A 13,045-nucleotide genomic window follows, 5' to 3' on the forward strand; every position below is an offset into this window, starting at 1 on the left:
GCGTAGCGCCACCGGGCATTTTTGTTACTGATTCCGCGTGGCGCGAAGCAGCGTCTCCAGTGGATAGACCGCTGCAATCACCACTTCGTCCTGCACCTTTGCCGCGTTATCCAGCTCGCTCTGAATCGACGCAATCTCTTTATCATCCAGCGTGCCCTGGCGCGCCACCAGATCCGTCAGCCGCAGGCCAATCGAGGCGAGCTTATCCACCTCCTGAATCACCGGCTTCATCGCCTTCAGCTGATAGCTGTTTTCGCTTAGCGCCAGCGCGTCGCTGGTGTTGCTCTGCCACCGGTTGAAAACGTGGCGCAGGGCGTCGGCGCTTTCCGTGTCTTCCGCATCGCTCACCAGACGGTCCGCCCATTTGTGCATCTGGCGCACGGTGGCGCTTTCGGCGTTCAGCGCATCCGCAAAGCGGTTGAGCGGCTCGAACTGATGATAGTTTCCGGCCTGGAACTTCAGGTGCTGGCGGGTGTAATACTGCGCCGGTTCAATGGCCTGAGCGAGGATCTGCAGCGGCAGGGTGTCGGCATTACCGGCGAGGCGCGTGAACTGCACCTGCTGCTGGGTGTGCTGCTGCAGCCCGACCGACACCGTCGACCAGCTGTCCATCGCCTGCAGGCGGGTGTACATGTTGTCGACATCGTTGACGTCCTGCGCGGACCACAGCCGCTCCGCAACCGCAAACGTACGCGGCCACAGGCGGATATCCAGCACCGGCGCCACCACGTTTTCCGCCCACAGCGCCGCTTCGCCGCCGAGCAGGTTGGCCTGGTTCGCCACGTCCGGCACAACCGGCGGAACGCCTTTCGGCACGTCGTCCAGACGCGTGCCGCTAATCGGGTAGCGCGTATTCCCGACAAGGAAATAGCCGGAGAGTTTATCGTTATCGACGGTGACGACCGGGCGCGTTTCGCCCATCCAGGTATCAACGGTAAAGGTCACCTGATTGTCATCCCGCCATGCAATATCCTGCACCGCGCGGCGCGATTTCCCGGCAAAATCAATAAACCCGCGCCAGCCGGCATCCCCTTTCACCAGCGTGAAGCTCCCCTCCACCGGCTTGCCCTTGAGGCGCGGCATGGAGAAGGCCCAGCTCTGGGCGCTGTCGGTGTCGGCTATCACATCCACGCCGTTTAAGCCCTGCGGGACGATTTCGTTGCGGTAGTGATAGGCGGTGGACTGGGGCTGGTCGAGATAAAAGCCGGTCGACAGAATGCCCTTGTAGCCGTTCTGCGCCACCTGCCCCAGCGCGTCCTGCCCCTGCCAGGACTGGATCAGAATGCTTTTCGGTAAGTCAGGATGGTAGATCTCGTCCCAGCCGACCATCTGGCGGTGATGCTTCTCGAGGATCGTCTCCAGCTTGCGGTTGAAGTACGCCTGCAGCGCGTGGCTGTCCGCCAGCCTGTTGTCGCGCATGAAATTCTGGATCGCGGCGTTCGCTTTCCACTGGCTGTCGTCCACCTCATCGCCGCCGATGTGCAGATACGGATCGGGGAAGATCGCTGCCAGTTCGCTGACCATCGCGTCAGCAAAAGCGTAGGTTGCCTCTTTGGTGGGATCCAGTACCGGCTTCAGCACGCCCCAGTGGCGTTCCATGGCGTACGGCCCTGGCGCGCTCATCAGTTCCGGGTAGGCCACGGCAATCGCCGAGGCGTGGCCCGGCATGTCGATCTCCGGCACCACGCGAATGCCGCGCTCGGCGGCGTAACGCACCACCTCACGCATCTGTTCAGGCGTGTAGAACAGCCCGTCGCTGGCAAGCTGCGTCAGCTTAGGGTAGCGCTTCGAGCTGAAGCGCCAGCCCTGGTCGTCGGTCAAATGCCAGTGCAGCACGTTGAGCTTCGCCGCGGCCATGCCGTCGATCTGGCGTTTGATATCCGGCAGCGGGATAAAGTGACGTGCCGAATCGAGCAGCAGCCCGCGCCACGGGAAACGCGGCGAATCTTCAATCGTAACCCACGGCAGAGAGGTGTTTTCCGCTCCGTTCTGCATCAGCTGGAGCAGGGTTTCCATGGCGCGCAAGGCACCAAAACGGGTGTTGGCGGAGATGTTCACGCCGTTGGCATCCACCGTGAGCGTATAGCTTTCATCGCTGTCCGGCAGAGGCTGCGGCTTCACCTTTTTGGCAATCACGATGCGGATGGTCGGTTTGTCTGGCTTTTCAGCCTGCGGCTGCAGCGTCCAGCCGGTTTGCAGGGCGATGCGCTGGCGCAGGCGGTTGACGGCGTCACCGAGATCGTCCCCGCTGACGCTAATGGATACGTTGTTGCTGAGCACCAGCGCGCCCTGTGTCGTCGGGCGTTCGACCTTCGCAGGCCAGGGCATTAAGGGGAGATCCCCTGCCGGGGCGGCAAAGGCAGAGGCGCCGAGCATCAGCCCGGCGGTTAAGAGACTGTACCGTAACATGAATGTTCCTTATCTGACGGGCCAAATAAAGGCAAAACATTCTGTTAACATGCGCTCAATTTGTCGTCAAGCGAATGCGCCGACGGAGATCACAGGTTGTTGAATTTGAGAGGAAAGCGAGTGCCGGGTGGCGGCTTCGCCTTACCCGGCCTACGTTCGGATCGTAGGCCCGGTAAGCGCAGCGCCACCGGGCTTGCCGTTACTGCCACCCATACCGACGCGCATAGAACCCTTTCACCATCTGCGTCAGCACCATGTAACCCGCGAGGATCGCCACCAGCCACGGGAAATAGCTCAGCGGCAGCGCCTGCAGCTGCAGGTAGCTCGCCAGCGGTGAGAACGGCAGCGCGATGCCGAGCGCCATCACAATCCCCGTCATCACAATCAGCGGCCATGCGGCACGGCTCTGGATGAACGGAATGCGGCGCGTGCGGATCATATGCACAATCAGCGTCTGCGACAGCAGCCCGACCACGAACCAGCCGGACTGGAACAGCGTCTGGTGTTCCGGGGTGTTGGCGTGGAACACAAACCACATCAGGCAGAAGGTCAGAATGTCGAAGATGGAGCTGATCGGGCCAAAGAACAGCATAAAGCGCCCAAGATCTGCCGGGTTCCAGTGCTGCGGCTTCTGGATCTGCTCGTCGTCCACGTTATCAAACGGGATCGCCACCTGAGAGACATCGTACATCAGGTTCTGGATCAGCAGGTGCAGCGGCAGCATCGGCAGGAACGGCAGAAACGCGCTCGCCACCAGCACGCTGAAGACGTTACCGAAGTTGGAGCTGGCGGTCATCTTGATGTACTTGAGCATATTGGCAAAGGTACGGCGCCCTTCGATGACGCCCTCCTCCAGCACCATCAGGCTTTTTTCCAGCAGAATGATATCCGCAGCTTCACGGGCAATATCGACCGCTCCGTCTACGGAGATACCGATATCCGCCGCACGCAGAGCGGGCGCATCGTTGATGCCGTCGCCCATGAAGCCCACCACGTGCCCTTCGCGCTTAAGAAGGGTGACGATGCGCTCTTTGTGCATCGGCGTCAGGCGGGCAAACAGCGTGGTGCGCTGGGCAAGCTTCGCCAGTTCGTCATCAGAGAGATGTTCAATATCGCTCCCGACCACCACGTCACCCGCGTCCAGCCCCACCTCGTGGCACACTTTCGCCGCCACCAGCTCGCTGTCGCCGGTGAGGATTTTCACGGTAATACCGCTCGCCTTCAGCGCTTTGAGCGCCGGTGCGGTGGTCTCTTTTGGCGGATCGAGGAAGGCGATGTAACCCTCGAGGATCAGATCGGATTCGTCGATACGCTGATAGTCCCCCTCGCGCGCCGGCAGGAACTTGCTCGCCACCGCCACCACGCGCAGCCCCTGACGGTTCAGGTTGTCGGTGACGCGCTTGATGCGGCGCAGCATGGTGTCGTCCAGCGGCACGATGTCGCCGTTATAGCGTACCTGCGTCGACACGTTGAGGATCTCCTGCAGCGCGCCTTTGCAGATCAACTGATGCACATCCGTCTGCTCGCTCACCACCACCGACATGCGGCGGCGCTCGAAGTCGAACGGGATCTCATCCACCTTCTGCCAGCGGCCGGAGAGCGTGCGGGCTGACTCTTCATCTACCCCTTCCAGCACCGCGACGTCGAGCAGGTTTTTCAGCCCGGTCTGGTAATGGCTGTTCAGCCACGCGCTGTGCAGCACGCGCTCGCTGGTTTTGCCGGAGATATCAGTGTGGTTCTCCAGCACGATTTTGTCCTGCGTCAGGGTGCCGGTTTTATCGGTGCAGAGAATGTCCATCGCGCCAAAGTTTTGAATGGCGTCGAGGTGTTTGACGATCACCTTCTGTTTAGAGAGCTTCACCGCCCCGCGCGCCAGCGTAGAGGTGACAATCATCGGCAGCATTTCCGGCGTTAAGCCGACGGCCACGGAGAGCGCAAACAGCGCCGCCTCCCACCAGTCGCCCTTGGTGTAGCCGTTGATCAGCAGCACGATCGGCGTCATCACCATCATAAAGCGGATCAGCAGCATGCTGACGCGGCCAATTCCCTTCTGGAAGGCATTCGGCTCGCTCTCCTGCTCGCTGACGCGCCCGGCCAGCTGACCAAACCAGGTGTTGCCCCCGGTGGCGGTGACAATCGCCTGCGCGGTGCCGCTGACCACCGTGGTGCCCATAAAGCACAGGGTGTCGCACTCGAGCGGGTTCATCTGCTGCGGGTCGCGGCTGCGCGATACCTTCTCAACGGGCAGGGACTCGCCGGTCAGGGAGGCCTGCGCCACGAACAGATCCCGCGCCTGGATGATGCGTAAATCCGCCGGGATCATGTCTCCCGCCGCCAGCTTCACCAGGTCGCCCGGCACCAGCTGGTCAATAGGCAGCTCAACCCAGGCGTTTTCGCCGAGGTCGTTAATCACGCGCGAGACGGTTGCGGTGTTGCTGACCATCGCCTTCAGGGCGTCCGCCGCTTTGGTGGAGCGGGCTTCCTGAATGAAGTTCAGCAGCGTGGAGATACCCACCATCAGGGCAATCACGCCCGCGGCAAAGAGATCTTCCGTCGCGTAAGAGATAATGCCGAGTACGGTCAGCAGCAGGTTGAACGGGTTGCGGTAGCAGAGCCACAGGTGCACCCACCACGGAGAGGGCTTCTGCGCCGGGATCTGGTTATCGCCGTGCACGGCGCGGATTTTTTCCACTTCAGACGCGTTCAGCCCTTCCGGATGGCCGCCAAAGGCGCGCCATACTTCGTTTTCATCCATCGCCGCCACGTTCAGGCAGCGTTCGGTCAGGGACGCGGGGATCGCCGCCCCCGCCATGTTTTTGGCGTTTGGCAGCGGGTCGCGCTGAACAAGACGGTGTGGCAGGTGGCGGCTCAGCAGGGCCTGCAGCTGCCGGGTGATATTTTTAAACATAGTCATTCCTCCGCATCCGCAAAGGCGGACGCAGCATTTCCTTCAGGCGTGGCAAAGCCGTACCTGAGAGGCACTCAATTTTTCAAGCAGGAACGTTTGGGACGCTGCTGCCTCACATCACCGGTGAGTCAGCAACAGGCTGGCTTACCGGAAAGAACGCATTCTCCCGTTCAGGAGAGGAGTGGGATCGGGATCCATGAAGCCTCCGGTAAGTAAAAAACAGGGTGTCGCCGCGCAGTATAAGGATTTAAGCGTACCCTTTGTGACGATTCGGGCGGTATTATACCCCACTGCAAATAAACCGAACGTAAACCAGACTTTGCCCATAGCGAAATCGCGCTATAGCATTAGGCTCAATTGACCATTTTGTCGTTGTTACAGGGAATACAGCATGCAGAACCGCCTTACGATTAAAGACATCGCGCGTTTAAGCGGCGTGGGGAAATCAACCGTCTCACGTGTGCTGAACAACGAAAGCGGCGTCAGCGAACGCACCCGCGAGCGCGTTGAGGCGGTCATGAATCAGCACGGCTTTTCCCCTTCCCGCTCCGCGCGCGCCATGCGCGGGCAGAGTGACAAAGTGGTCGCCATCATTGTTTCGCGTCTGGATTCTCTGTCTGAAAACCTCGCCGTGCAGACCATGCTGCCCGCCTTCTATGAGCAGGGATATGATCCGATCATGATGGAGAGCCAGTTCTCGCCACAGCTGGTGGAAGAGCATCTGGGTATGCTCCAGCGGCGCAACATTGACGGCGTGGTGCTGTTCGGCTTTACCGGCATTAAAGACGAGATGCTAAAACCCTGGCAGCCGTCGCTGGTACTGCTGGCGCGCGATGCCCACGGCTTTGCCTCGGTCTGCTATGACGACGAGGGCGCGATTATCACCCTGATGCAGCGCCTGTTCGACGAAGGCCACCGCCACATCAGCTTCCTCGGCGTACCGCACGCGGACGTCACCACCGGCAAGCGCCGCCATGAGGCCTATCTGGCCTTTTGCAAAAAGCACAATCTCTCCGCCGTGGCCTCTCTGCCGGGGCTGGGCATGAAGCAGGGCTACGAGCAGGTCGCCAGCGTCCTGACGCCGCAAACCACCGCGCTGGTGTGCGCCACGGATACGCTGGCGCTGGGTGCCAGCAAATATCTGCAGGAGCAGCGCATCGATAACCTGCAGGTGGCGAGCGTCGGCAGCACGCCGCTGATGAAGTTTTTGCACCCGGAAATTATTACCGTCGATCCGGGTTATGCCGAGTCCGGCAGACAGGCCGCCGCGCAGCTGATCGAGCAGATCAACGGGCGCGCTGAGCCGCGTCAGATCGTTATTCCTGCCCACCTTTCATAACCCCCACCAATCGGTTTATTGTGATCTTCGCCCGATTTCGGGAACGTTCCCATTTCCGCCGTCACGCTGAAGGAGTAGGCTTGCGCTCAGGTCATTACCCCCCTCACCATCTGTCATGAGGTTTCATGATGAGTAAAGTCAAACAAGCAGATATCGATCAGTTGATCGTCCTGGTCGGCGGCCGCGAAAACATCGCAACCGTCAGCCATTGCATTACCCGACTGCGCTTCGTGCTGAACGATCCGGCCAAAGCGAACCCGAAGGCGATTGAAGAGCTGAAAATGGTAAAAGGCTGCTTCACCAACGCCGGTCAGTTCCAGGTCGTGATTGGTACCGAAGTGGGCGATTACTATCAGGCTCTGCTGGCGACCACCGGGCACAGCGCGGCTGATAAAGAGCAGGCCAAGAAGGCTGCGCGCCAGAATATGAAGTGGCACGAGCAGCTGATTTCCCACTTCGCGGAGATCTTCTTCCCGCTGCTGCCGGCGCTGATCAGCGGAGGCCTGATTTTAGGCTTCCGTAACGTCATCGGCGACGTGCCGATGAGTGACGGCAAAACCCTGGCGCAGATGTATCCGGCGCTGAAAACCGTGTACGACTTCCTGTGGCTGATTGGCGAAGCGATCTTCTTCTATCTGCCGGTCGGGATTTGCTGGTCCGCAGTGCGCAAGATGGGCGGTACGCCGATCCTCGGTATCGTGCTGGGCGTCACGCTGGTCTCTCCGCAGTTAATGAACGCTTACTTACTTGGTCAGCAGGTGCCTGAGGTGTGGAACTTCGGCCTGTTTACTATCGCCAAAGTGGGCTATCAGGCGCAGGTCATTCCGGCCCTGCTGGCGGGGCTGGCGCTGGGCTTTATTGAAACCCGACTGAAGCGCATCGTGCCGGATTACCTTTATCTGGTGGTGGTGCCGGTGTGCTCGCTGATTCTGGCGGTTTTCCTGGCGCATGCCTTTATCGGTCCGTTTGGCCGCATGATTGGCGACGGCGTGGCCTTCGCGGTGCGTCACCTGATGACCGGCAGCTTCGCCCCGATTGGCGCCGCGCTGTTTGGCTTCCTGTACGCCCCGCTGGTGATCACCGGCGTGCACCAGACCACGCTGGCCATTGATATGCAGATGATCCAGAGCCTCGGCGGCACGCCGGTCTGGCCGATTATCGCCCTGTCTAACATTGCTCAGGCGTCCGCGGTGACCGGCATCATCATCGTCAGCCGCAAGCACAACGAACGCGAGATTTCCGTTCCGGCGGCCATCTCCGCCTACCTCGGTGTCACCGAACCGGCGATGTACGGTATCAACCTGAAATACCGCTTCCCGATGCTCTGCGCGATGATCGGTTCCGGTCTGGCAGGCCTGGTGTGCGGACTGAACGGCGTAATGGCAAACGGGATTGGCGTCGGCGGCCTGCCGGGCATCCTCTCCATCCAGCCCGCTTACTGGCAGGTGTTCGCCCTGGCAATGGCCATCGCAATTATCGTCCCAATGGCGCTGACTACCGTGGTTTATCAGCGTAAGTTCCGTCAGGGCTCGCTGCAGATTGTTTAATCTCTCTCTTTCGGGGCGCAGTTGCGCCCCTTCGCATTTGCAGGAACACACTATGAATACCCTTCCTCACTGGTGGCAAAACGGCGTTATCTACCAGATTTACCCCAAGAGTTTCCAGGACACCACCGGCAGCGGCACCGGCGATTTACGCGGCGTGACGCAGCGTCTGGACTACCTGAAAACCCTCGGCATCGACGCCATCTGGCTGACGCCGTTTTATATCTCCCCGCAGGTGGATAATGGCTACGACGTGGCGAATTACACCGCCATCGACCCGGCGTACGGCACGCTGGATGATTTCGACGAACTGGTCGCCGAGGCGCACCAGCGCGGCATTCGCATCGTGCTGGATATGGTGTTCAACCACACCTCAACCCAGCACCCCTGGTTCCGGGAATCGCTGAACAAAGCGAGCCCGTACCGCCAGTTCTACATCTGGCGCGACGGCACGCCTGAGCAGTTGCCCAACAACTGGCGCTCCAAGTTTGGCGGCAACGCCTGGCGCTGGCACGCGGAGAGCGAGCAGTATTATCTGCACCTGTTCGCGCCGGAGCAGGCGGACCTCAACTGGGAAAATCCGGCGGTGCGCGCCGAGCTGAAAAAGGTTTGCGCGTTCTGGGCCGACCGCGGCGTCGACGGCTTGCGCCTCGATGTCATTAACCTGATTTCGAAAGATCAGGATTTCCCGAATGACGAGACGGGTGACGGACGCCGCTTCTACACTGACGGGCCGCGCATCCATGAATATCTGCAGGAGATGAGTCGCGACGTCTTTACCCCGCGCAACCTGATGACGGTAGGCGAGATGTCCTCGACTTCGCTGGAGAACTGCCAGCAGTATGCTTCTCTCGATGGCCGCGAGCTGTCGATGACCTTTAACTTCCACCACCTGAAGGTGGACTATCCCGGCGGCGAAAAGTGGACGAAGGCGAAGCCGGACTTCGTGGCGCTGAAAACCCTCTTCCGCCACTGGCAGCAGGGGATGCATAACAAAGCCTGGAACGCGCTGTTCTGGTGTAACCACGACCAGCCGCGCATCGTGTCGCGCTTCGGTGACGAAGGAGAATACCGGGTTCACGCCGCGAAAATGCTCGGCATGGTGCTGCACGGTATGCAGGGCACGCCGTATATCTATCAGGGCGAAGAGCTGGGGATGACGAACCCGCACTTCAGCCGCATCACCGATTACCGCGACGTGGAAAGCCTGAACATGTTCGCCGAACTGCGCGCCTGTGGCCGCGATCCGGATGAATTACTGGCGATTCTGGCAAGTAAATCCCGCGATAACGGGCGCACGCCAATGCAGTGGGACGCCTCGCACAATGCGGGCTTTACCGAGGGTGAGCCGTGGATTGGGGTCTGCGATAACTACGAAACGGTGAACGCCCGTACCGCGCTCGACGACCCGGATTCGGTGTTCTACACCTACCAGTCGCTGATTAGCCTGCGTAAAACCCTGCCGGTGCTGACGTGGGGGGATTATGAGGATCTCCTGCCGGAACATCCTTCTCTTTGGTGCTACCGTCGCCAGTGGCAGGGGCAGACGCTGATGGTGGTGGCGAACCTGAGCCGCGATCGCCAGCAGTGGCAGCCAGCCCCGGTACAGGGCGCCTGGCGGGTCGCTCTCAGCAATTATGAGGACGTTCCCACCCGTCCCGATACGCTGCTATTGCGCCCGTTTGAAGCCATCTGGTGGGTGCAGGAATAAACATCAGGAGATACAGCATGCTGTATCTCCTTTTTTATGTTTAGCGATACACTAAATGTACGACGATAACTTTTACATCGCGGCGTACCCAAAATAAAAATAGCCCTGCCAATTAAATAACCTCGGCAGGACATTATGAAAAAGACAATTATTAAAGCAACGTGTATTAGCGCATTATTATTAAGCACACAGGGATGGTGCGGGAATACGTCGGTCGACCTTCGCTTTGGTCATAATACGCGCTCAGACGTCAATGATTCACGTATTAAGGTCATGCATCAGGCGAATAACGGTTTTTACTTCTCCGTTGAAGCCGCACAAAACCACAACGATACCTTTTTTGGTGATACCGACCGATATAACCCTGACGAAAAGGGATTAACGGAAGCGGCGCAGGAGATAGAAACGCGCTGGCGCTTCGATCTGGGAAATGGCTTCGCCGTTGCGCCTGGCATGGTGACGGTTTTCACCGCCAGCAATACCCATTACCGTCCCTTCATTCAGGGCTGGAAAGCGTTTGATAACGGTCTGAACCTTTCCGCTCGTTACCGTTATAACACCGTCAATGACGCGCACAGCGACAAGGTACTGAACAGCAACGACTATACCCGCCGAGAATCGCATCAGTTCGACATTTGGTTCGCATATAACATTGGCAAATTCGGTATGTCCTACAACCCGCGCTTCCGCTGGCAGGATAATGTCGATCAGGGAACCGGGGATGATACCTACTGGGAGCATACCGTTGCGTTCAACTACAAACTCGACGACGGCTGGACGCCTTACGTCGAGCTGGTTTCACTGGATAAAACGTACATCACCGCTGATGGCAATCATGAAAATGATTATGCCGTACGTCTGGGAATAGTGAAGCAGCTCTGACGGCCTGACTACACCGTATCGTGCTGCAGTAGCCTGCAGCCGATACGGTCCACGGCGCTTAACAGGTCAAGCTGCCCTTCCCGCTGATACAGCGATACCGCGTTAATGTCGATTTTTAGCGGCCAGCATAGTGTAGAGATCGCAGCCAGTGTCGATCCCTCGCGGGTAATCGCAATAATTTTTAACCCTTTGCGCAGCGCGTTACGCGCCATTTCAATCAGCGACTGCGTCTCCCCGGATTTACTGATCAGCACCAGCGTCCCCTTCGATACCCGTGTCAGCTGGTGCATGTCATTCAATATAAGGTGCGGCAGGCTCGCCAGCGATAAAAAGCGCGACAGGTAGTTGAGGCTGGTGAGCGAGGCTCCCCGTGCGTACAGATAGATATGGCTGGAATGGGCGAGCAGCCTGGACACCTCTGTCACAATATCATCCGCCTGTGGCCCCACGTCAGGCTCTACGGGTGCAGGTGTAGTATGATCGCGCAAAAAACGATACCGAAGCTCGGTATAACTTTTATAGCCCATTTTTTTACACACACGATTAACGGATGTTGTCGTTGTAAAGGTATCCCGGGCAATCTCTTTTGCCGATATATTAGAAATATTACACGCGTGATGCTGAATGTATTCAAATATCAAACGTTCACTTCCCTGAAATGAATTCATAAATTACGCCCTGTTTAATCCCGACATGATATTAACACAACAGAAAAATAGTCTCTGGAAGGCGCTTCACATATTGCATTTACGCGTATCACGATACGTAATTAGTATTAGCAAACATTAAAAACTGTTTTAGGTTCTCTTTATACTTTCCCTGTTTTCACATCCAGGGAATTATGACAATGACGAAACAAAAAGTTGTCGCGGTAACGGCCTGCCCGACAGGCATCGCACACACCTTTATGGCGGCGAATAAAATTATTGCATGGGCTAAAGAGCACAATATCGAGGTAAAGGTCGAAACGCAGGGCAGCGACGGCGTTAAAAACCGCTTAACAAAACAGGATATCGCCTCCGCCACGGCCATTATTCTGGCAACCGACGTTCCCATTCAGGATGCCGAGCGCTTTGAAAAACTTCCTCACCTTCAAACCCGCACACAAGAGCTGATCAAACATACCGATCGCTATCTGCGTCAGGCGCTGGCCATGGAAAAAAATGTTACCTCTACCGCCGTAGCAGATGAAGACGAACTCCAGCCTTCGGCTTACCAGATTTTTATCGGCCATATCATGGCGGCCATCAGCTATATGCTGCCGGTGGTGGTCATGGGCGGGCTGATGATGGCAACGGCCAAAATTACCGGCCAGTTTATTAACATCGACCATTCGCCGTTCAGCGTGCTGGATAAAGTGGGCTTTATGACCATTAAGTTCATGTATCCGATTTTCGCCATGTATCTGGCGTTTTCCATTGCCGGCAAACCGGCGCTGATCCCCGGGCTTATTGGCGGCATCATGTCAGACGAAGTCTACAAGCGCTTCTTTGATATCGAAGGCTTTATGCCGTCCGGCTTTTTCGGCGCCATTGGCATCGGCTTTTTTGTGGGCTATCTGGTGCGCTGGCTCAATGATTCGATTCACGTCCGCCAGCAGCTCACCACCATTAAAACTATGTTGGTCGTCCCGCTCATCACCGGCATTACGCTGGTGATGGTCATGGAATACCTGATTAACCCGATTTTTGGCTCGCTTAACCAGCTGATGGTGGTCTTTTTTACCTCGGCAGGTGACACCGGGCGCGGGTTCTATTCCGCGATGATCGCTGCCGGTACCGCGTTCGACCTGGGTGGTCCGGTCAACAAGGCGGCGGGCTCGGTCGCGCTCGGCCTGAACGGCATGAGCGAGACGTTTGATTTAACCGCCCGTGAACTCTCTATCGTCATCCCGTCCATTGGCGTCGGCTTTGCCGCGTTCCTCAACGGCCGCTTTGGGCTACCGGATGTCTTAAGCCGGGAAGAGAAAACCGTTGGCAGCACCTCGTTATTGCTGGGCGTGATTGGGATCTCGGAAGGTGCGATCCCGTTCATCCTGAAAAACCCACGCCTGATCCCGGTCTTCATGACCGGTGCCGTCGCCGGCGCGCTGGTCGCTATTGCCCTTGGCGTGAAGCAGACGCTGCCACTGCCGGCCATCTGGGGCTGGCCGCTGGCAACCAACGTGGCGGGCTACCTGGCGAGCGTTTTTATTGGCGCACTGATTTGCGCCCTGGGCGTGCTTTATGTCAGCCCAAAGAACGCCAGCTAAG

8 protein-coding genes are annotated in these 13,045 nt (G+C 58.1%); 5 read left to right on the forward strand and 3 right to left on the reverse strand.

Annotated elements, in window-relative coordinates; translation table 11 throughout:
* Positions 1 to 24: 24 nt before the first annotated feature.
* On the reverse strand, positions 25 to 2,409 hold the full coding sequence (locus tag CWR52_RS09710; RefSeq protein ID WP_104949525.1) for a beta-N-acetylhexosaminidase: 2,385 nt from the start codon (positions 2,407 to 2,409) through the stop codon (positions 25 to 27).
* Positions 2,410 to 2,608: 199 nt separating this feature from the next.
* Complete coding sequence (gene mgtA / locus CWR52_RS09715) at positions 2,609 to 5,317, reverse strand: magnesium-translocating P-type ATPase (protein WP_104949526.1); 2,709 nt, start codon at positions 5,315 to 5,317, stop codon at positions 2,609 to 2,611.
* 391 nt (positions 5,318 to 5,708) lie between these two features.
* On the opposite strand from mgtA, the gene treR reads away from it, so the two are divergent.
* The 4 genes from treR (at position 5,709) to CWR52_RS09735 (ending at position 10,793) form a co-directional block, all read left to right on the forward strand.
* Complete coding sequence (gene treR, locus CWR52_RS09720) at positions 5,709 to 6,656, forward strand: trehalose operon repressor TreR (RefSeq protein WP_032651468.1); 948 nt, start codon at positions 5,709 to 5,711, stop codon at positions 6,654 to 6,656.
* A gap of 128 nt (positions 6,657 to 6,784) precedes the next feature.
* On the forward strand, positions 6,785 to 8,203 hold the full coding sequence (treB, locus tag CWR52_RS09725) for a PTS trehalose transporter subunit IIBC (RefSeq protein ID WP_032664631.1): 1,419 nt from the start codon (positions 6,785 to 6,787) through the stop codon (positions 8,201 to 8,203).
* A 52-nt stretch (positions 8,204 to 8,255) separates the two neighbouring features.
* Positions 8,256 to 9,911 carry an alpha,alpha-phosphotrehalase gene (gene treC, locus CWR52_RS09730; RefSeq protein ID WP_104949527.1) on the forward strand — a complete coding sequence of 552 codons (1,656 nt, stop codon included), beginning with the start codon at positions 8,256 to 8,258 and terminating at the stop codon, positions 9,909 to 9,911.
* 135 nt (positions 9,912 to 10,046) lie between these two features.
* Positions 10,047 to 10,793, forward strand: coding sequence for an oligogalacturonate-specific porin KdgM family protein (locus CWR52_RS09735; RefSeq protein WP_104949528.1), 747 nt, complete (start codon positions 10,047 to 10,049; stop codon positions 10,791 to 10,793).
* A gap of 8 nt (positions 10,794 to 10,801) precedes the next feature.
* Here CWR52_RS09735 and CWR52_RS09740 read toward each other — a convergent pair whose 3' ends face one another.
* Positions 10,802 to 11,461, reverse strand: a complete 660-nt coding sequence (locus CWR52_RS09740) for a MurR/RpiR family transcriptional regulator (RefSeq protein ID WP_104949529.1) — start codon at positions 11,459 to 11,461, stop codon at positions 10,802 to 10,804.
* 179 nt (positions 11,462 to 11,640) lie between these two features.
* On the opposite strand from CWR52_RS09740, the gene CWR52_RS09745 reads away from it, so the two are divergent.
* The gene (locus CWR52_RS09745) at positions 11,641 to 13,044 is read left to right on the forward strand and encodes a PTS fructose transporter subunit IIC (protein ID WP_104949530.1); all 1,404 of its coding nucleotides are present in this window, start codon (positions 11,641 to 11,643) and stop codon (positions 13,042 to 13,044) included.
* Position 13,045: the final 1 nt, after the last annotated feature.

The sequence above is a fragment of the Enterobacter sp. SGAir0187 genome (assembly GCF_002952735.2).
Classification (GTDB): Bacteria; Pseudomonadota; Gammaproteobacteria; order Enterobacterales; family Enterobacteriaceae; genus Enterobacter; species Enterobacter quasiroggenkampii.